The organism is Streptomyces sp. NPDC006733 (genome assembly GCF_040636125.1).
In the GTDB taxonomy this organism is placed as follows: domain Bacteria; phylum Actinomycetota; class Actinomycetes; order Streptomycetales; family Streptomycetaceae; genus Actinacidiphila.
This window is the reverse complement of sequence record NZ_JBEYJD010000048.1, coordinates 43,033-62,258: the sequence shown is the minus strand read 5'-3', so window position 1 is coordinate 62,258 and position 19,226 is coordinate 43,033. Positions and strand designations below refer to the sequence as shown.

Sequence of the window (19,226 nt, the reverse complement as noted above, 5' to 3'; positions counted from 1 at the left end):
ATCGACGTGGAGGTGGCCTCGCACTCCCCGCAGGGCGACCCCGTCCTGGTGAAACTGCACCCGGCACAGGCCGACCAGCCCCCCGCCCCCCCCCGCCAACCCCACTACACCACCCGGGGGCCCGCCCCCCCGGGGCCCCGCGCCGTGCGGTCAGGACGGGTAGAGCTGTCCGGTGGGGATGACGCGCTGCGTCTCGTCGGGGGAGTACCACAGCAGCTTCAGGGCCGCCTCCCCGGTGCGCTCGGTGAAGTCGACACGCAGGGAGTACTTCTGTCCGGCCCGCAGGGTGATCGTGCCGGTGTTGACGGCGGCATCGTGGGGGGTGGTGTTGCTGATGATCTGCCGGCCGTCGATCCAGACCTGCACGGTGTCGTCGGACACGGTGAGGAAGGTGTAGGTCTGGCTGTAGCGGGGCTGGATCGAACCGGTCCACCGGGCCGCGAAATTGTCGGTGGGCAGGGCCGGGTCCGGTGAGCCGAGGTAGCGCCAGACGAAGTTGAGCGTCTTGTCGGTCCGGGTCACCTTCGGGGCGCCGTTGAATGTGGTGTTGTCCCAGTACTGCGCGGTCAGGCCGGTGCCGGTGCCGTTGGTGGGCGCCGGCGGGGCCACGGTGAGCTCGATGACGGTCGCGGTGGCGTTCACAGCCGCCCCTGACGGGGTGATGTCCCAGCCGTCGCCGGCGGCTTTCACGGTGACGCGCTGACTGCTGCCCAGGACCCGTGCGCCGGTGAGGGTCAGCGGGGCGGTGGCGGTCAGGTGCAGCGGCTTGCCGGCGCCCGGCCAGGTGTAGACCGACGCCTCGAGCTTGTTGCCCGGCGCCGAGGCCACGGTGCCCCAGGCGGGTTTGGCCACGTTCCGGGCGGCGCCGGCTCCGTACACGCCGGCGCCCTGGCCGTTGGCGGAGAGCCAGGAGCCCATCGCGCGCAGCCGGTCGGCCGCCCCGGCCGGGACGGCACCGGTCTTGTCGGGCCCGATGTTGAGGAGGTAGTTGCCGCCGCGCGAGGCAATGTCGAGGACGTTGCGGGTCAGGGTGGTCGCGGACTTCCAGTTGGTGTCGTAGCCGGCGTAGCCCCAGTGGTCGTTGAGGGTCATGCACGACTCCCAGAGCTGACCGCCGACGGGTGCTGCGGGGATCTCCTGCTCCGGGGTGCCGTAGTCGCCGTCGACGACCCGCCGCTTGTCGACCCGGTTGTTGATCACCAGGTTGGGGTCCAGGCCGTGCAGATAGCTCTGCAGCGCCTCACCGTCGGCGCTCGACCAGGGATTGGTCGGGTTGTCGGTCGCCCACTCGCCGTCGAACCACAGCACGGCCGGGTGGTAGTTGTCGACGAGCTCCTTGAGCTGGGCGTACATATCCTTCTTGTACTGAGGGAAGTCGGCGGTGAAGTTCGGGTTGTGCCAGTCCCAGATCGAGTAGTACAGACCGAACTTGATGCCCTGGGCGTCGGCGGCGGACTTCATCTCGGCCAGGAGGTCGCGGCTGGTGCTGAACGAGGAGTGGTCCCGTAGATTCCAGGTGTTGACCTTCGTCGGCCACATCGCGTAGCCCTCGTGGTGCTTGGCGGTCTGCACGATGTACCGCTGGCCGGCGTCCTTGGCCAGTTTCACGATGGCGTTGGCGTTGAAGGACGCCGGGTTGAACTGAGCGCCGATGTTCTCGTACTGCGCTTTGGGGATGGCGCAGTTGCGCTGGATCCACTCGGCGTCCCGGCACACCGTGCCGTCCGGGCGGGTGTACGTGCCCTGCAGCTGGGAGTAGGCGCCGTAGTGGATGAACATCCCGAAGTGGTCGTCGCGCCACCACTGGGTGCGCGCGCTGGTGAAGGGGTCGTCGTAGGCGTAGTTGGTGCCCGGGCCGGCGGCGGCCGGTGGGGCAGCAGCCGGTACGGCGGGGGCGGCGGTCGCCGGGCCGCCGGTCAGCCCGAGGGCGGTGACCAGGGCGACGGCGAAGGCGAGCAGGAGGTGACGGGCGCGTGCTGAGCGGCTCATGGGCATCTCCGGTGAGGCGGGGATGGGGCTCATTCGCGGACAGGACGGAGGCGTGACGAGGCTGGCCGAGAGGTGGGCTCTCGCAGCTTTCATCCGATGTCTAGTGTTGCTTGGTCGCACCCGTCAAGGGAAGTTGCCGTAATAGCGCCACTGCAGGGCAATTTATAGCGGAGAGGCAGATTGCCAGGGGGGAAGTCATCCAATCTTTGAGGGGATCGCCGCTCCCGCGCCCCGACGGCGCACGCGAGGCGGCGACCGTCCGGACGCAGGGGGTCCTGGGGGCCGAGATGGGCCACGATCGGCAGGGGCTTGGTGGCTGTGATCGACCACCCCGTGGGCGAGGCCTGCCGCCAGGCCGATCCCGACGTGCGCGAGCCGGACCAGGCGCCGCCGTTTCCACTCCGATGGGTGGCGTGGTCCGAGGTTCTGGCGGAACGCATAGGGGGAGGGCTTGATCGCCCGAGTCACCGCATCAGAGAGGGGCCCACCATGGCCGAACACACACCCGAACCTGAGCCGGACGCCACCGCAGAGGCCGCGCCGCGGCACGGGGGCGGGCCGGCGCTGCCGCGCAAGCCGAAGACTCCGGTCACGTACGCGAAGGGCCCGGCACCCGACTCCATCGAAGGCGGCGGAGGAGGAAGGGACAGTGCGGCCGAAACCGGAGCGGACGGGCCGTCACTGCCCCGCAAACAGGCCGGTGGGAGCAGCTAGCGCTGCAACGGCCGTGAGTGCGGGCCACCAGCCTGGCTGGGCGGTGGCCCGCACTGCGTTGCGGCCGTCGCCGGAGCCCACGGCCGGCTACGACGACGGCACACACCGTCCACATCGCCCCGCGGTTACGCCCGGACAGGACGAACGACGTTCAGGAACCCGTTCACGACCCGATCTGCTGGAGCGTCCACCCGTTGCCGTCGGGGTCGGAGAACGCCGCGTAGTAGACCGAGGGATAGCCGGGCTGGCCCATCACCTCGACCTCCTGGACCTCGACGCCCCGCTTGACGAGCTCGTCGCGGGCGGCGTGGATGTCCTCGACGACCAGGTGCAGGGACTGGATGCAGCCGGGCGTCGTGGACAGGACACCGGAACCGATCATGATCGAGCAGGCCGAGCCGACGGGCGTCAACTGGATGATGCGCATGCCGTCGCCGACCTGCATGTCGTGATCGACGGTGAAACCCAGTCCGTCGGCGTAGAACGTCTTCGCGCGGTCGACGTCACTGACCGGGATCGGCACGAGTTCCAGTTTGAATTCCATGGGCAGGGTCTCTTTCGCTCTTCGGTTGGCTGGACTGGGTGACCCCGCTCATCGCCCCACCGCCGAGGGCGGGCTGCGGGCGGGCGGGCCGTGGGCGCCGGTACGCCGACGCGCCACGCGAGGGGGCGACGGGCCGTGCACGGTCAGGTGTGCGCTGCCGCGTTGCGGGCGCTGCTGGGTCAGTCGTCGCCCTCACCGTACGCCGCCGCGATCTCCTGCGGTGTCGCCCAGCGGCTGTAGGTCGGGGACTGGGGCCAGCCGTCGGGGGAGTCCTGCCACTGCTCCTGCCGGCCGTAGGGCAACAGGTCGACCAGCCCGAACAGGTAGCTCAGCTGCTCGGTGCCGCGGCCGGCGGTGTGCCAGGTGCGGTAGACGGTGTCGCCGTCGCGCAGGAACACGTTGACCGCGAAGCCGCCGTCGGGTGGGGCGCCGATGTCGCTGCCGAACGGGCTGTCCGCCGTGGAGTACCACGTCATGGTGTTGCCCACCTTGCGCCGGTAGGCGAGCGCCTCGCCGATCGGACCCTGGGTGACGATCACGAAACGGGCGTCGAACTTCTCCAGGCCCGCGAGCCGGGTGAACTGGGAGGTGAAGCCGGTGCAGCCCGGGCACTGCCAGTCGGCGCCCGCGTGCCACATGTGGCTGTAGACGATCAGCTGCGGGTGGTCGCCGAACACGTCGGCGAGCCGGACGGGCCCCTGCTCGCCCTCCAGGACGTAGTCGGGCATCTGCACCATCGGCAGCCGGCGGCGTTGGGCGGCGATGGCGTCGAGTTCGCGGGTGGCGGCCTTCTCCCGCACCCGCAGGGCGGCCAACTGTTTCTCCCAGGTGGCGGCGTCGACGACGGGGGGCAGGGCGAACTTTTCGGTGGTCATGGTCTCTCCGAGCGGTCGGGTGCCGTGCTGGTAGTACCGACTGCTCGCGCGACGCAAACTCATCGGCCGGCCGGCGCCGCTCTGCCGCCCGGGCCACCTGGGGGCGGGTGAGGGCACGCCGGGACAGGGCCCGGCAATGCGCCGGACCCTGTCGAACCCGCGGAGCCCCGTGTCCCCCGGGTGCGGGGCCGGCCACCGGACCTGGTGCGGCCCCCGAGCCGTCCGGTGCTGTCGGCTACGTGCCGCGCGCCTGACTTCTGGCCCGGACCAGGGCGCTGACCTGGGCGATCCACTGGCGCCACGAGCGGCCCGTGCCGGTGGTGGTGCGCTGTTCGTGCCGCTGTTGCAGTTCCCGCTCGTAGGAGTCGGTGAGGATGCGCGTCATGCGGAGGTTCCCCCTCGTCGTGGTGCCCCGTGCTCGTGCCGCCCTTGCCAGAGCCGGTCACGTGGATGATTCTTGGGGGAAAGTGGCCTGGGGGGCAGGGCCATTGGGGAGCGATTGGCATGGCAGACATGGGGACCGTCCACAGTGCGGGCAGACCATCGGCGGCACCGCGCCCGGGCGCGTCCGCACACGAGCCGTCCGGCATCCCGCTGGGCAGCCGCCAGCTGGCCGCGCTGCTGCCGGCGCTGACGGGCCCCGCCGCCGGGGACCGGCCCGCGTACCGGGTCCTGGCCCAGGCCATTCGCGCCCTCGTCCTGGACGGACGCATCGCCCTGCGGGTCAAACTGCCCGCGGAACGGGAGCTCGCCACCACCCTCGCCCTCAGCCGCGCCACCGTGACGGCCGCCTACGACCTGCTGCGCGAGAGCGGCTACGCCCGCAGCCGGCGGGGCTCGGGTACGTGGACGGTGCTGCCGGAGGGCCACCGCCACACCGGCCTGGACCGGCTCGCGCGCCCGGACAGCGCGATCGACCTGTCCAACGCCGTCGGCGGACTGGCCGCGGACGTCCTGACCGACGCCCTTGCCGAGATCGCGCCGCTCGCCGCGCAGCACGCGCACACGCCCGGCTACCACCCCTACGGGCTGCCGGAGCTGCGCGCCGCGGTCGCCGAGCGCTACACCCGTCGTGGACTGCCGACCCGCCCGGAGCAGATCCTCATCACCTCCGGGGCCCTGCAGGCGCTGGGGCTGGCCCTGGGGATGCTGTGCGGTCCCGGCGACCGGGTGCTGGTGGAGAACCCCACCTACACCAACGCCCTCGACGCCATCCGCCGCGCCCGGACGCGGACCGTGCCCGTCGCCGTCGCGGACGACGGCTGGGACCTGGAGATCATCGAGTCGACCCTGCGCCAGGCGGTGCCGCGGCTGGCCTACATGATTCCGTACTTCCACAATCCGACCGGCAACCTCATGCCCCCCGCGCAGCGGGCCGAACTCATCCGTGCCACCCAGCGCTCCTCGACGTGGCTCGTCGCCGACGAGACCATCGCCGACCTCGCGCTCGATGTGCCCGCGCCCGCACCGTTCGCCTCCCATGCCGAGCGCGGCGGCGCCGATCACGTCATCACCATCGGCAGCATGAGCAAAAGCCACTGGGGCGGGCTGCGTATCGGCTGGCTGCGCGCCACCCCGCGGCTCGTGACGGAGCTGGCCGGTGTCCGGGTCTCGATGGACATGGCGGGGTCGGTGATCGACCAGCTCGTGGCGTTGCCGTTGCTGCGCCGCATGGACGAACTCGTCGCCGCCCGGGTCGCCGAGGCGCGCGCCCGGCGGGCCGCGCTCGTGGCCGCCCTGGTGCGGGACCTGCCCGAGTGGAGCTGGCGGCTGCCGCCGGGCGGCCTGTCCTTGTGGGTGGACCTGGGCGAGCCGATCGCCACGGCGTTGGCGGACCGGGCCGCCGGGTACGGGGTGCGGATCGAGGGCGGCTCCCGCTTCGGCGCGGAGCCGGGGACGTTCGAACACCGGCTGCGGCTGCCGTTCACGCTGCCGAGCGGCACGTTGGACGAGGCGGTGCAGCGGGTCGCTCTGGCGCTGCACGACACGGCGGGCCGGCCGCTGGCATCGGCGGTCAGCCGCCCCCACTGGATGGCCTGACCCGCCCGCCGGCCGGACCCGACGCCCGCCGGCCGCCTCCGACCGCCGAGGACGCGCCGGTCCCGCCGGGGTGAGCCCCGCAGCGCCCGCCCGCGGCATCGATCCGGCAGGCTCTGCGTGGCCGCGCGCTCATCGGGTAGCGGACTCACCAGGAGATATCGGTAGGACCGTCGATCGGAAGAGGTGCCACGTGGAACGCGCCGACTGGCTGCTCACCCCCGCGCAGCGGGGCAATCCCGCGACGCGGGTGGACCGCCGCCATGCCGACGGCGCCGCGTGGTCCACGGGCAACGACGTGCGCCCCCTGGTCCACGGCGCGGTGTACTTCGCCGAGCTGCTCGCGGCCGTGCGGGCGCAGCAGGACGGCGACCTGCTGCTGTTCACGGACTGGCGCGGCGACCCCGACGAGCCCCTGGACGAGCCGGGCAGCGCGATCGGCGAGGTGCTGTGCGATGCCGCCCGCCGCGGAGTCGTCGTCAAGGGGCTGATCTGGCGCTCGCACCTGGACCGGTTCCAGTTCAGCGAGCAGGAGAACTACCACCTGGGGGAGGAGATCGAGGAGGCGGGCGGCGAGTGCCTGCTCGACATGCGGGTGCGGCCGGGCGGCTCGCACCACCAGAAGTTCGTCGTGCTGCGCCACCCCGGTCGGCCCGAGCGGGACGTGGCTTTCGTCGGCGGGATCGACCTGTGCCACAGCCGCCGGGACGACGCCACCCACCAGGGCGACCCGCAGGCCCAGCCCATGGCCGCCGCCTACGGCCCCCGCCCGCCCTGGCACGACATCCAGCTGGCGGTGCACGGGCCCGCCGTCGGGGATGTCGAGGCCACGTTCCGTGAGCGGTGGACGGACCCGGCCCCGCTCAGCCGCAGCCCGCGCGCCCGGCTGCGGTCGGTGGTGCGCCACGAGGACACCACGGCGGACCCCCTGCCCGCGCAGCAACCCGACCCCGAGCCGCGGGGCACGCACACCGTCCAGGTCCTGCGCACCTACCCCAACCGGCTGTTCACGGGCTATCCGTTCGCGCCCGACGGAGAGCGCAGCATCGCCCGCGCCTATGTGAAGGCGCTGCGGCGGGCCCGCAAACTGATCTACCTCGAGGACCAGTACCTGTGGTCGGACACCGCCGTCCTGCCCTTCGCCCAGGCGCTGGCGGACCACCCGGACCTGCGGATGATCGCCGTACTGCCGCCGCTGCCCGACCAGGAGGGCCGGGTCAGCACCCCGATGAACCTGGTCGGGCGGGTGCGCGCCCTGGAGGTCCTGCGCCAGGCCGGCGGGGACCGGATGGCCGTGTACAGCCTGGAGAACCACGCCGGGACGCCGGTGTACGTCCACGCGAAGGTCTGCGTCATCGACGACGTGTGGGCCTCGGTCGGATCCGACAACGTCAACCGGCGCTCGTGGACGCACGACTCGGAGCTCAGCTGCGCGGTCCTCGACGACACCCGCGATGCCCGGGAGCCGGCGGACCCGGGCGGCCTGGGCGACGGCGCCCGCGTCTTCGCGCGCGACCTGCGCCTGTCGCTGCACCTGGAACACCTCGACCGCGAGGGGGACGCGGCAGCGGCCGCCCTGTGCGACCCGGGGCACGCGTTCGCGGCCTACGCCGATACCGCCGCCGCGCTGGACGCGTGGCACGCCGCCGGCCGCCACGGTCCGCGCCCGCCGGGACGGCTGCGCGCCTACCACCCGCCGCAGATGTCCCGCCTGACCCGGACCCTGACCGACCCGCTGTACCGGTTCGTCGCCGACCCGGACGGCCGCCCGTTCGCCCTGCGCCGGCACGGAGACTACTGACCCCTCCCCTCCGGCCGCGGCAGACCCGCGCCCCGGCCGATGCCGGCCGGGGCCGGTCAGGTCTCCCGGCGCCCTTGCAACGCCTCCACCGCGGCCCGGGCCGCGGCGCCGATCACGGCATCCGCGCGGGGGAGTTTGGTGTCGGCCCGCGCGGCCTGCGTGAAGACCACCGCGGTGTAGGTGCTGCCATCGGCCAGTTCCACGACGCCCGCTTCGTGGCGCAGGGCCCCGAAGCTGCCGGTCTTGCCGGAGACGATGACGTCGTCGTAGGGAAAGCCCGAGCCCAGACGGTGCGCCCACGGCTGCCGGCGCATCACCGTGCGCATGAACGCGCAGCGCTCGGCGGAGGCGGCCTGGTCCGTCCAGATCGCGCGCAGCAGCCGGGCGAGCTCCGCGGGCGTACTGGAGGCCTTGTACGCCGGGTCGTAGACGCCGTCCGGTGCGACGGTGTCGTTGTCCGTCACCTGGGCCAGGGCCGCGTCCAAGGAGGCCGCTCCGGTGTCGGCGAGCAGCCGGCTGAACGTGTTGACCACCCCGCCGTGGATGCGGGTGGCGGGCAGACCCAGGTCCTGGCACATCGCGTCGACCACGTCCGCCCCGACCGCGTGGAGCACGGCATCGGCCGCGGTGTTGTCGGAGATGGTCATCATCAGCACCACCAGGTCGCGCAGTGACATCGTGACGGCGTCGTGCAGCACAGAGATGCCGGTCGGGCCGGGCACGCGGTCCCGGGGGTGCAGTGTCAGCCGGCGGGCCGGGTCGAGCAGCCCCGCGTCGGCGAGCCGGCAGAAGGCCACCATCACCGGCACTTTGTAGATCGAGCCCATGGGCAGCCGCGCGTCGGCATCGATGACCACCTGGGCTTCGGGCCGGTGCACCGCGGCCACGTGCAGCCAGCCCCGCACGCCCGCGTCGTCGAACAGGCCGCGGATGGTCCGCTCCACACTACTGCCGCGCCCAGGTGCGGTCATGACGCCACCTGCCCGGCCAACGTGTCCTCCAGCAGACGCGCGGTGCGGGCGATCTCCGGCGCGCCCGGACGGCGGGGATCCCACGCCACCCGCAGCCGCAGCGGCAACGCGGGATCGGCCGACGGGTGCCGCGCGACACCGGAGGCGGTGAGCGCCGCGTCCGCCGTGACCATCACCGCCTGGCCCGCCGCGACCAAGGCCAGCCCGGCCCGCTCGTCGGAGACCACCACGGTCGCCACATGACGGCCGCGACCGGCCAGGGTGTCGAGGAACAGATCGTGGGCCGCCGGGGCCTCGGCGCGGGGACGCACGGCCACGGGCAGCCGCGCCGCCGAGGGGTCCGGGGCCTCCCCGCTCCCGGCGGGGGACAGCACCCAGGTCGGCAGCAGGATGACGCGACCGGCGGCGAGACCGTGCAGCACCGACGGGTGCAGGACGACGGCGAGGTCCAGCCGCCCGGCCGCCACGTCGCCGAGCAGCGCGACCGTCGACGCCGTGACCAGGCCGATGCGGGCGCGTTCGCCGGCCCGCACCGGGGCGGCTGCCACGTCGGCTGCGAGGGTGGTGGGCACCTCGGGCGCCAGTCCCAGCCGCAGCCGCTGCCCGTCGGCGTGCTCGCGCGCCCCGGTCTCGCGCAGCTCCGCCAGCGCGACCAGAGCCCGGCGGGCGTGCGGCAGCAGCAGCGCCCCCTCCTCGGTCAGGGACACGCCCCGACTGCGATCGAACAGCCGCACCCCGAGCAGGGTCTCCAGCCGGCGCAGGCCCTGCGACAACGGCGGCTGGGTGATGCCCACCCGCTGCGCCGCGTCGCCGAAGTGCTCCTCCTCCGCCAGCGCGACGAAGATCTCCAAATGCCGCTCCGTCAGCACGCTGCCCCTCTCACCTGCACTGATATGGCTTGCGAATGATCTGCTGCACAAGAGCGTATTCGACATGCAGTCCGCCGGCAGGCTTGACTCCCCAGGGAGCCGGCCCGGCGACCGAAGCAGCTCCCTCGCCGTCCCGCGGGGAACCCTGCCCCCTGATCCGCCGACGCCGGACCGGTCTCCGCCGAGCCGATCACCACCGAACCGAACGGAGCGCACCTTGACGTACCCCGACAGCCCGCACGGACTCGCTCCGCGGCGGCGGCCCCGGCGTGTACGGCGACCGCTGATCCTCGCCGGGGCCCTGCTCCTGCTGGCGGGCGGCGGGTACGCCGCCTTCGGCCGCGAAGACGGCCCGCGACCCGAGGACGCGCACGTGGCGGCCGCCCGCCCGGCCCTGACCGCGTTCCTCACCGCGTGGGCCGGGCAGGACGTCCCGAAGGCGGCCGGCTACACCGACACCCCGGACGCCGCCGCATCGCTCCTGACGTCGGTGCTGACCAACCTCAAGCCGTCCCACACCACCATCGCCGCCGGCCCGGGCCGCCCGCAGACGCCCGGCGAGGTGACCTTCCCGTTCACCGTGACCATGGCAGTCCCCGGTGCCGGAGAGGTCACCTGGCGCTCCGCCGCCCAGGTGCGCGACACCGCGGGAACGTGGAAGGTCGCCTTCACCCCGCCGGTGGTCCACCCGGACCTGACCCCCGGACAGACGCTGGCACTGCAGACCGCCACCACCCGGGCGAAGGTCCTCGACGCCACCGGCCACCCGCTGCGCGCGGACAGCCTCGTCGGCACCGTCGACCCCGTCAGCGGCAAGGGCACGTCCGGTCTCGAGGCCCGCTACGACGCCGTCCTGTCCGGGGGCGCGACCGCCGCCAAGTCCCTGGTGATTGCGGACCGGCAGAGCGGACAGGCCGTCAAGAACCTCACCGCCGCCGCACCGGCCACCGGGCGCCCGGTGCGCACCACCATCGACCCGCGCATCCAGCAGGCGGCAGCCGATGCCCTGAGCGGATCCGCGGTCAACGCCGCCCTCGTCGCCATCGACCCGCGCACCGGCCACATCCTCGCCGCCGCCAACCGGCCCGGCGGCTTCAACCGCGCCCTCGAAGGACGCTACCCGCCCGGCTCCGTCTTCAAGGTCATCACGGCGGCGGCCCTGCTCAAGGGCGGCACCCAGCCCGCCGACCCCGCGCCCTGCCCGAAGTTCGCACAAGTCGACGGGCAGCGCTTCGAAAACCAGAACCAGTTCACCCTGCCCACCGGATCGACCTTCACCGACGCCTTCGCCCAGTCCTGCAACACCTACTTCGTCAACGTCCGCAACCAGCTCGCCGCCACCGACCTGCGGGACACCGCCCAGGCGTTCGGCCTGGGCGGCAGCTGGGACGTGGGCACGAGCACCTACGACGGCAGCGTGCCCGTCACGACGAGCGACAACGACAAAGCCGCCGCCACCATCGGCCAGGCCCGCGTCCAGGTCTCCCCGCTGGTGATGGCCTCCGTCGCGGCCACCGTCCGCAGCGGCACGTTCCACCAGCCGGTGCTGGTACCGGACGCGGTGAAAACGCCCTACCAGGCCCCCGTCGGGCTCGACCCCCAGGTCGCGGGCGCGCTGCGCACCTTGATGCGGACCACCGTGACCTCCGGCTCCGCCCACGCGCTGAAGAACCTGCCCGGCCGACCGCACGCCAAGACCGGCACCGCCGAATTCGGCAGCGCCAACCCGCCCCGCACCCACGCCTGGATGATCGGATACCAGGAGGACACCCCGCTCGCCTGGGCGGTGCTCCTCGAGGACGGCGGCTCCGGCGGCGCCGACGCGGGCCCGGTCGCCGCCCGGTTCCTCACCGCTCTGACCGCCCCGCGCCGCTGACCCCGGCCCCGCCCCGGCCCCGACCTCCGTCGAAAGGAACGCCCGCCCCCATGGACCACCGCACCGCCGTCCCTCGTCGCAGGGTCCTCGCCACTCTGGCCGGGATCACGGCCCTGCCCCTGGCCGGATGCACCACCGCGGACACCGCCGCCCCGCCCGCAACCCCCCGCACCCCCTCCGCCGCCCCGCCCTCCCCACCGGCGCCAACCGATCCCCGGACCGCTCGCGCCTTCGCGGACCTGGAGCAGCAGTTCGGCGCCCGGCTGGGGGTCTACGCGCTGGACACCGGCAGCGGCCGGACCGTGACCCACCGGCCCGACGAACGCTTCGCCTACGCCTCCACCTGCAAAGCGCTGCTCGCCGGCGTCATCCTGCACCACCACACGCTGCCGCAGCTCGACCGGCTGGTGCGCTACAGCCGGGCCGACCTCATCAGCAACTCGCCGATCACCGAGCAGCACGTCGCCACCGGACTGACCCTGCGCGCGCTGTGCGACGCCGCCATCCGCTACAGCGACAACGCCGCGGCCAACCTCCTGTTCCGCGAAATCGGCGGCCCCCGCGGCCTGCAGGACGCCCTGCGGGCCCTGGGCGACACCGTCACCCGCTGCGACCGCTACGAGGCCGCCCTCAGCGACGCGGTCCCCGGCGACCTCCGCGACACCAGCACCCCCCGCGCCCTCGCCGACGACCTGCGCGCCTACGTCCTCGGCAGCGCCCTCCCGGCCGACAAACGGGCGCTCCTGACCGACTGGCTCCAGCGCAACACGACCGGTGACCACACCATCCGCGCCGGCACCCCGGCCGGCTGGCAGGTCGGCGACAAGACCGGCACCGGCGGCTACGGCACCCGCAACGACATCGCCATCCTCTGGCCGCCCGCCGCCGCCCCCCTCGTCCTGGCCGTCCTCTCCCGCCGCGCCACCCAGGACGCGACACGCAACGACGCCCTGCTCGCCGGTGCCGCCAAGGTCGCCCTCGACACCCTCAGATAGGGCGTGGCGCCCCGGCTGACGGCCGCGGCCGGACCGGCCCGTGCGGGACCAGGACTGGGTGGCGCGGGCGGGAGGGGGCGGCTGGTCCTCACCCGCTGCCGGTGAGCCGGGTGCGGAAACAGTGCGTCACATACGGCATCGCCAGCTCGTGCGCGCTCGCGAGCGCCGGGTGGGTGGCCAGCAGGTCGCGGACGGCCGCGACGAGCGCCGACCGGTCGGCGGGGGGAAGCGTGATCACATAGCTGCGCGAGGCGACGAGGTCCAACAGCTCAGCGGGCGTGAGGCGGTGGTGCCATTCCACGCGCTGGTGCTCCACGGTGCCGAACGGTGCCGCGATCGCGTCGACGCCCACGCCGCTGGTGGGCGGGGTGCTGTAGGGGTGCAGGATGCGGCCCAACCGCGCGACCCAGTCCTCGCGCTCGTCGCGGGTATTCCACACCAGGCCCAACTGCCCGCCCGGGGTGAGAACCCGCGCGACCTCGGGAAGAGCACGCTCAGGGTCCACCCAGTGCCACGCCTGGGCGATGACCACCGCCTCCACGCTCCGGTCCGGCAACGGGATGTCCTCGGCGGACCCGGCCAGGGCGGGCACCGCCGGCAACGCGCCGGTGAGCTGCTCGCGCATCCCGGCGGACGGTTCGACCGCGACGACATCCAGACCACGCGCGCTCAGTTGACGCGTCAGCTTGCCGGTACCGGCCCCCAGATCGAGGACCCGGCGCGCGGAGGCCGGCACCACCCACGCGACGGCACGGGCGGGATAGGACGGCCGCCCGCGTTCATAGGCGGCGGCCGCCGCACCGAAGGACCGCGCTTGCACTGACCGGTCGCTCATCTCCATGGCCGCCATCCTCACGCACTCTCCCCACCTGCGGCAACGCGCCACCGGGCCCCGTCTCGAGGCACCCGACGGCTCCCCCCGATCCCGACCGCGCCGACGGGCGGCCCTACGCTGACCCAGCCGCCCCCGGTGAGGGGGCGGGCGGTGACGACGATGGGGGTTTGTTGACAGGGCATCACGCGGTAGCAGGGCTGGCGAGCAATCCCGCGGCACCCAGCGCGGTGCTGCTGCGGGTACTCGCGCTGGACGACCGATGGATCAGGTACCGGCTCAAGTATCGCGCTGTGCTGCCGGACGAGGTGGCCGAGGCCATGCTCCACCATCCGGACCGGGATGTGCGGGCCGCTCTGGCGGAGAGCTGCGGCGCGGATCCGGCCCTGCGCGCCCGCCTGCTGGACGGCCCGGCGGCCGACGCCATGCTGGTCGCCGTGGGGCCGCAGCCCTACCGGAGCACGGCACCCGCGCTGCCCGACTGGGCCTATGAGCGGCTGCTGCAGGACGAGCGCTCGATGGTGGCCGCGGAGACGGCCAACTCCGTCAGCATCCCCGCGCACATGCTGACGCCGCTGGCTGTCCATCCGCACTCCTTTATGCGCGAGGCGGCCTGCCGCCGTGTGTGGGACGAACTGTCCGACCCCGTGCGCGCCACGCTCCTCAGCGATCCCGAGCCTGACGTGCGCAACATGGCGGCGCTGCAGGTGATGCGCGAGGATGCCGAGCGCACCTCCCACCTCCTTGCAGCGTTCGCCGGTACCTGGCGCATCATGGACGTGGCGGAACACGGCCGGTTGACGCGGGAGGCCTGCGAGGGGCTGCTGGCCGCAGGCGAGCACCTGGACCAACTCGCGCGCAACCCCACGCTCCCGGCCGACCTGGCGGCCGTCCTCGCCACGCACGAGGACCCGGCCGTGCGGCTCGCCGTCTCCGCCCGCCCCGGCCTCTCCGAGCAGCAGCGCGCCGCCATCGACTGGACGGTCCGGCCGGAAGACCGGTTGGACACCCTGCGCTGGGTCTGGGACGCACGCGACGACCCCCAGACCCTGCGCCAGTGCGCCACCTCGGCACACACCTGGCTGCGCCGCAGCGCCGCGGTCATCCCCGACCTGCCCGACGACTGCGTGCAACGACTCGCCGAGGACGAGGACTTCGCCGTCCGCCTGCTCCTGGCCGAGAACCACCCGAACGCGCCGGCGGAGCTCCTGCTCGACCTGTACCTGCACGGCACGCACCGGGCCGTGGCCATGCTCGTCTCCGTGCCGGGCTTCCCGACCACCGGACTCGCGGCCCGTTTCGCCGACGCACCGGACCACCGGGCCCGGGCGCTGGCCGTCCGTGACCCCGGGGCTTCCCCTGAACTCATCGAGCGGCTGAGCCGGGACCCGGACGCCTGCGTGCGGGCGGCAGCGGCCGGCGACCCGCGGCTGCCGGTGCCCCGGCTCGTCGAACTCCTGGAGGATCCCGTCGTGGGCGCGGTGGCAGCCGCCAACAAGGCGTTGCCGATCACAGCGATGGAGGCCCTCCTCGCACGGGCCGCCGTCCCGGACATCGGCCGCCACACCGACCGGGAATGATGGTGCGAGCGGGTCGCCGACCGGGGCGGGCTCCGTGTGGGGACGAGTTCTGCCCTACGTTCCGGAGGTCTCGCCGCCCGGGGCGGCGGCGTGCAGGAGTTTGACCGCCACGGCCCGGAGGGTGTCGCGTTCCGCGGTGGTCAGGGACGCGGTCAGCGCGGCGACCGCCTGATCCATCTCGGCGGTGCACCGTTCCGCGAGGCTGCGGCCCGCCGGGGTCAGGCCGATCAGGACACCGCGGCCGTCATGGGGCGAGGGCCGGCGCTCCACCAGCCCGCGCTTTTCGGCACGGCCGGCCAGGCCGGTCATGGAGGACTTGTCCAGGCCGAGGTGGCGGGCGAGGTCGAGCATGCCGGGTGTGCGGTCGCGCAGGATGCCGAGGAGGCGGATCTGGATCAGGGACAGGTCGTGCGTGGCGGCGATACGGGCGAGGGCTCCGTGGACCAGGAAGGACAGTTGGACCAGGGCGTCGACGGTGGTCTGGGGCTCGTCCGCGTCCTGGGGGATGGTGGGTGCCACGGGGTCCGCCTCCGGCTGATCTGGTACGTGACGCGAACCACTTGACGTAGTACGTGCCACGAACTACTTTCGAGGTAGTACGTTCCACAAACTATACGCGGTCATGCCGCCCCGGAGGCCCCCATGCACGCCGCCGTCGTCCACTCCTTCGACACCCCGCCCCGCTACGGCACCGTGCCGACGCCCGTGCCCCGAGGCGAGCACGAGATCCTGGTCGAGGTACTGGCCGCCGGCCTGCACCCGCGCGTACGATCCTCCGCCGACGGCAGCCACTACACCTCCTCCGGTGTGCTGCCCCTGGTGCCGGGCATCGACGCCGTCGGCCGCGCGGCGGACGGCGACCTGCTCTACTTCGTCGCCCCGGACACCGCCCTGGGCACCCTGGCCGAGCACGCCGTCGTGGACCGGCGCCGCGCCATCGCCCTGCCGCCGGGCACCGACCCGGTCGCGGTGGCCGCGGCGATGAATCCCGCGATGTCCTCCTGGGTCGCCCTGCGCCGGCGCATCGCCCTTCCGGCAGGCGCCCACGTCCTGATCCTGGGCGCGACCGGCAGTGCGGGCCGCCTGGCCGTGCAGATCGCACGGCACCTGGGCGCCGAGCGTGTGGTGGCGGCCGGTCGTGACCACGAACGGCTTGCCCTGCTGCCCGCCCTGGGCGCGGACGAGACGGTTCTGCTGTCCGGCGCGTCCGGGGAGATCGCCGAACGCCTCGGCAAGAGTGCCGGCGACGTCGACATCGTCATCGACTACGTGTGGGGTGCGGTCACCGAGCACGCCCTGCCGGCGCTGCTGACCGCCCGCCCCGACCGGAGCAAGCCGCTGACCTGGATCCAGATCGGCTCTGTCGCGGGGCCGGACCTCACCTTGCCGTCCTCGCTCCTCCGTGCCGCCAACCTGCAGATCATGGGCAGCGGCCAGGGCTCGCTCACCACCGCCGGAATCCTCGCCGAACTCCCCGCCCTGGCCGCCGAGATCACCTGCGGCACGTTCACGATCGACCCGTCCCCCGAGCCGCTGTCGGAGGTCGAGCGGGTGTGGACCACGCCGACGCCCCCTGGACGGCGCGTCGTCCTCGTCCCCTGAGGTCCCCTGAGCACTCCGCACACCAGGGGGACGGCGGGCCCGTTCGCGATCACGAGACGCTCTCGCGACCGCCTTGCCCACCGCGGCCCCGGGGACGAGATCACGACGGGTCGGCGGCCCGCTGCTGCGACGCCTGCGCGGCCTCGTAGGCCGCCTTGGCCGCCGCGTACTCCGCGGGGTTGCCCTCGACGCAGAACTCATTGCCCGCCGGGTCGGCCATCACCACCCAGCCTCGGCCGTTCGGCTTGCGGCGGTCGTCGTGGATCGTGGCGCCGAGCGCGGTCAGCCGCTCCACCTCCTCGTCCCGCCCCAGTTCCGGCGCGAGGTCGAAGTGCATCCGATTCTTGACCGTCTTGCCCTCCGGGACCCGGACGAACAGCAGGTCCGGATGGCCCTCCGGCGTGAGCACACAGCTCTCGTCGTCGTCCGGGTCGTCCTCCGGGTCGATCGGCAGGCCGAGCACCTGGCTCCAAAACGTCGCCACCCCGTGCGGCGTGACCGGAGGGGCGCAGTCAATCGTGAGGTGCCGAATGAAGGTGGGCACGTCCGAACTCCTTGTCGGTGGGATCGGCGCGGCCGGCGCCGTGGCGGGTGCACGGCCGACGGATCCGGATGAGGGTATAGGTCTTCTGCGCCACGTAGGCGCCCCGGACGAAGACCGGGCACTTCCCTGATCCGACGAAGTAGTCGTGGACGAGTTCCCCTGGACGACCCCGGTCCAGTCGACACAGCCGTCCCCGGGGTAGTAGCGCATCGCCGCCGCGGCGCCGGGGCTGTCGGTGACGTTCGGGCACCAGGCCCGCACGACGTTCGTGGCCCCGCGGGCGACGAAGATGTCATGGATGTGACGGTAGGCGCGGACGTACTTGGCCGGGTCATGTCCGCCCCAGCCTTCCTCCCCGTTCATCTCGGCCGCGAAGTCCAGGAAGAACTCCTTGCCGAGGGCCTTGGCGCCGTCGGCGCGTGCCCGGATCGTCGCGTCGAGCTCTCCGCTGATGATGTCGTCGAAGCCGATGTCGAACGGCTCCCAGTCGGCCAGGGGATGCGGCCGTCGGCGAAGTCGGCGCGCGTGGCCGGGGACGTCGCCCAGCCGTCCGTCCAGTTGTAGTAGGTGAGGTGGACCGCGGGCTTCCTGCCGATGCGGGCGTCGGTCCGGGCGATGCTGCCCGCGCCGTAGTAGTGGCCGAGCAGGGCTCCGTGCGCGGGAGCGAGGTGGTCCGTCGATCCGCTCACCGCCCGGTCGGGGCCTGTGGCGTGGGCCGGTACCCGGTGGCCGGGGGTTGCCCCGGAGCCCGAGCATGCGGTGGTGAGCACGGTGAGGGCCAGTAGCAGGCGCTGGTGCCGAGGAATGAGGTGCGGGATCTCTGCGTGGGTTCAGCATGCCGACCCGAAGATGAGGGGACGATGAGGCGATCAGGTGGGGCCGCGCGCGGGACCCGCGAGAGGCCGGCGGGGATCGCCGCCGGGGGCACCTGGGGTGAGCCGTCCCTGGCCCCGTCGATCTGGTTCAGGCCGGCAGGGAGGCTAGCCAGGTGGTCAGCAGGCGATTGACCTCGTCCGGGCGTTCCTGCTGGATCCAGTGGCCGCAGCCGTCCAGGAGGTGGGAGGAGACCAGGCCGGGGAGGGTGGTCGGGTGGGCGTCGATCGCGTCCGCCATCCAGGTCGTGGAGGCGTCCAAGGCGCCGCCGAGGAACAACGACGGCTGGGGGATCGGGGCTCCGCGGTAGGGCGCGAGGTCGTCCCAGTCGCGGTCCATGCTGCGGTAGCGGTTGAGGGCGCCGGTCAGGCCGGTGCGCTCGAACTCCCCGGTGTACACGTCCAGGTCGTCCTCGGTCAGCCAGGCGGGCAGCCGGCCGGTGGGGAAGCGGTCGCGCAGCCGGCCGCCGTCGCGGGCCACGAAGTGCGGGTCGGGCTCACCCGGGGCGGGCATGGTGTCGGCGGACAGGGCCGCGTAGAAGCCGGCGAGCCAGCCCCGGACGTCGGGTTCGATCTCGGCCTCGGCGCGGCCGGGCTGTTGGAAGTAGGAGACGTAGAACTCCTGCTCGGGGCCGCCGATCCGGCCGAAGAGGTCGGAGGGGCGGGGGCCGCCGGGCGGCGCGTAGGGCACGCTCAGCAGGGCGACGGCCCGGAAGATGCCGGGGTGCAGCAGGGCGGAGGTGGCCGCGATGGTGGAGCCCCAGTCGTGCCCGACGAGCACCGCCGTCTGCTCGCCCAGGGCTTGGACGAGGGCGACGTTGTCCTGCACCAGGTCGAGCATCCGGTAGGCATCCGTTGCGGCCGGCCGGGAGGAGCGGCCGTAGCCGCGCACATCGAGTGCCACGGCCCGGTAGCCCGCCGCGGCGAGAGCCGGCAGCTGGTGGCGCCAGGAGTACCAGGATTCGGGGAAGCCGTGGACGAGCAGGACCAGCGGGCCGGTGCCCTGCTCGACCAGATGCATCCGACCAGCGGGAGCCTCGATCGTCCGGTGGCGCAGGTCGGCGGGCGGCGCGGGATGCATGGGCTTCTCCTCGGTTCACGGGCGGACGTGGCTGCCTGTCGATC

The 19,226-nt window shown here is 73.2% G+C and carries 17 protein-coding genes; 7 read left to right on the top strand and 10 right to left on the bottom strand.

Translation table 11 applies throughout. The features are described 5' to 3' along the window. Positions 1-150: 150 nt before the first annotated feature. The 4 genes from ABZ721_RS33030 to ABZ721_RS33015 form a co-directional block, all read right to left on the bottom strand. Positions 151-1,989, bottom strand: a complete 1,839-nt coding sequence (locus ABZ721_RS33030) for an alpha-L-fucosidase (RefSeq protein WP_358792459.1) — start codon at positions 1,987-1,989, stop codon at positions 151-153. An 877-nt stretch (positions 1,990-2,866) separates the two neighbouring features. Beyond that, positions 2,867-3,247 carry a VOC family protein gene (locus ABZ721_RS33025; RefSeq protein WP_358792458.1) on the bottom strand — a complete coding sequence of 127 codons (381 nt, stop codon included), beginning with the start codon at positions 3,245-3,247 and terminating at the stop codon, positions 2,867-2,869. Positions 3,248-3,426: 179 nt separating this feature from the next. Further along, positions 3,427-4,122 (bottom strand): DUF899 family protein, encoded by a 696-nt coding sequence (locus tag ABZ721_RS33020; protein WP_358792457.1) that lies wholly within the window; start codon positions 4,120-4,122, stop codon positions 3,427-3,429. A gap of 235 nt (positions 4,123-4,357) precedes the next feature. Beyond that, on the bottom strand, positions 4,358-4,507 hold the full coding sequence (locus tag ABZ721_RS33015; protein WP_358792456.1) for a hypothetical protein: 150 nt from the start codon (positions 4,505-4,507) through the stop codon (positions 4,358-4,360). Between the two features lie 119 nt (positions 4,508-4,626). On the opposite strand from ABZ721_RS33015, the gene ABZ721_RS33010 reads away from it, so the two are divergent. Next, positions 4,627-6,162, top strand: coding sequence for a PLP-dependent aminotransferase family protein (locus tag ABZ721_RS33010; RefSeq protein WP_358792455.1), 1,536 nt, complete (start codon positions 4,627-4,629; stop codon positions 6,160-6,162). Between the two features lie 190 nt (positions 6,163-6,352). Beyond that, positions 6,353-7,960: a phospholipase D family protein gene (locus ABZ721_RS33005; RefSeq protein ID WP_358792454.1), complete on the top strand. Its 1,608-nt coding sequence runs from the start codon at positions 6,353-6,355 to the stop codon at positions 7,958-7,960. A 56-nt stretch (positions 7,961-8,016) separates the two neighbouring features. Here the strand turns inward: ABZ721_RS33005 and ABZ721_RS33000 are convergent, their stop codons facing one another. Beyond that, positions 8,017-8,931 carry a serine hydrolase gene (locus tag ABZ721_RS33000; RefSeq protein WP_358792453.1) on the bottom strand — a complete coding sequence of 305 codons (915 nt, stop codon included), beginning with the start codon at positions 8,929-8,931 and terminating at the stop codon, positions 8,017-8,019. Then, positions 8,928-9,800, bottom strand: coding sequence for a LysR family transcriptional regulator (locus ABZ721_RS32995; protein ID WP_358792452.1), 873 nt, complete (start codon positions 9,798-9,800; stop codon positions 8,928-8,930). Before ABZ721_RS32995 ends, ABZ721_RS33000 begins: the two co-directional genes overlap by 4 nt. A 283-nt stretch (positions 9,801-10,083) precedes the next feature. Between ABZ721_RS32995 and ABZ721_RS32990 the strand changes: the two genes are divergently transcribed. After that, entirely contained in the window at positions 10,084-11,676 is a 1,593-nt protein-coding gene (locus ABZ721_RS32990; protein ID WP_358792461.1) for a penicillin-binding transpeptidase domain-containing protein, read from the top strand. A gap of 50 nt (positions 11,677-11,726) precedes the next feature. Next, entirely contained in the window at positions 11,727-12,671 is a 945-nt protein-coding gene (gene bla / locus ABZ721_RS32985) for a class A beta-lactamase (protein WP_358792451.1), read from the top strand. An 88-nt stretch (positions 12,672-12,759) separates the two neighbouring features. Here bla and ABZ721_RS32980 read toward each other — a convergent pair whose 3' ends face one another. Next, positions 12,760-13,512 (bottom strand): class I SAM-dependent methyltransferase, encoded by a 753-nt coding sequence (locus tag ABZ721_RS32980; protein WP_358792450.1) that lies wholly within the window; start codon positions 13,510-13,512, stop codon positions 12,760-12,762. A gap of 161 nt (positions 13,513-13,673) precedes the next feature. Between ABZ721_RS32980 and ABZ721_RS32975 the strand changes: the two genes are divergently transcribed. Beyond that, positions 13,674-15,083, top strand: a complete 1,410-nt coding sequence (locus tag ABZ721_RS32975; RefSeq protein WP_358792449.1) for a hypothetical protein — start codon at positions 13,674-13,676, stop codon at positions 15,081-15,083. Between the two features lie 54 nt (positions 15,084-15,137). On the opposite strand, the gene ABZ721_RS32970 is transcribed toward ABZ721_RS32975, so the two are convergent. Then, positions 15,138-15,602 (bottom strand): MarR family transcriptional regulator, encoded by a 465-nt coding sequence (locus ABZ721_RS32970; protein ID WP_358792448.1) that lies wholly within the window; start codon positions 15,600-15,602, stop codon positions 15,138-15,140. A gap of 123 nt (positions 15,603-15,725) precedes the next feature. On the opposite strand from ABZ721_RS32970, the gene ABZ721_RS32965 reads away from it, so the two are divergent. Next, positions 15,726-16,685, top strand: a complete 960-nt coding sequence (locus tag ABZ721_RS32965; protein WP_358792447.1) for a zinc-binding alcohol dehydrogenase family protein — start codon at positions 15,726-15,728, stop codon at positions 16,683-16,685. A 100-nt stretch (positions 16,686-16,785) separates the two neighbouring features. Here the strand turns inward: ABZ721_RS32965 and ABZ721_RS32960 are convergent, their stop codons facing one another. Then, positions 16,786-17,229 (bottom strand): VOC family protein, encoded by a 444-nt coding sequence (locus ABZ721_RS32960; protein ID WP_358792446.1) that lies wholly within the window; start codon positions 17,227-17,229, stop codon positions 16,786-16,788. A gap of 294 nt (positions 17,230-17,523) precedes the next feature. On the opposite strand from ABZ721_RS32960, the gene ABZ721_RS32955 reads away from it, so the two are divergent. Continuing rightward, on the top strand, positions 17,524-17,793 hold the full coding sequence (locus ABZ721_RS32955) for a hypothetical protein (protein ID WP_358792445.1): 270 nt from the start codon (positions 17,524-17,526) through the stop codon (positions 17,791-17,793). Positions 17,794-18,192: 399 nt separating this feature from the next. On the opposite strand, the gene ABZ721_RS32950 is transcribed toward ABZ721_RS32955, so the two are convergent. Further along, complete coding sequence (locus ABZ721_RS32950) at positions 18,193-19,182, bottom strand: alpha/beta hydrolase (RefSeq protein WP_358792444.1); 990 nt, start codon at positions 19,180-19,182, stop codon at positions 18,193-18,195. Positions 19,183-19,226: the final 44 nt, after the last annotated feature.

Bases quoted from the DNA above. Each gene is read 5' to 3' on its own strand.
- ABZ721_RS32955 (WP_358792445.1), top strand. From the start codon at position 17,524: ATGGATGTGACGGTAGGCGCGGACGTACTTGGCCGGGTCATGTCCGCC.
- ABZ721_RS33020 (WP_358792457.1), bottom strand. From the start codon at position 4,122: ATGACCACCGAAAAGTTCGCCCTGCCCCCCGTCGTCGACGCCGCCACC.
- ABZ721_RS32965 (WP_358792447.1), top strand. From the start codon at position 15,726: ATGCACGCCGCCGTCGTCCACTCCTTCGACACCCCGCCCCGCTACGGC.
- ABZ721_RS33015 (WP_358792456.1), bottom strand. From the start codon at position 4,507: ATGACGCGCATCCTCACCGACTCCTACGAGCGGGAACTGCAACAGCGG.
- ABZ721_RS33010 (WP_358792455.1), top strand. From the start codon at position 4,627: ATGGCAGACATGGGGACCGTCCACAGTGCGGGCAGACCATCGGCGGCA.
- bla (WP_358792451.1), top strand. From the start codon at position 11,727: ATGGACCACCGCACCGCCGTCCCTCGTCGCAGGGTCCTCGCCACTCTG.
- ABZ721_RS33000 (WP_358792453.1), bottom strand. From the start codon at position 8,931: ATGACCGCACCTGGGCGCGGCAGTAGTGTGGAGCGGACCATCCGCGGC.
- ABZ721_RS33025 (WP_358792458.1), bottom strand. From the start codon at position 3,247: ATGGAATTCAAACTGGAACTCGTGCCGATCCCGGTCAGTGACGTCGAC.
- ABZ721_RS33030 (WP_358792459.1), bottom strand. From the start codon at position 1,989: ATGAGCCGCTCAGCACGCGCCCGTCACCTCCTGCTCGCCTTCGCCGTC.
- ABZ721_RS32950 (WP_358792444.1), bottom strand. From the start codon at position 19,182: ATGCATCCCGCGCCGCCCGCCGACCTGCGCCACCGGACGATCGAGGCT.
- ABZ721_RS32980 (WP_358792450.1), bottom strand. From the start codon at position 13,512: ATGGAGATGAGCGACCGGTCAGTGCAAGCGCGGTCCTTCGGTGCGGCG.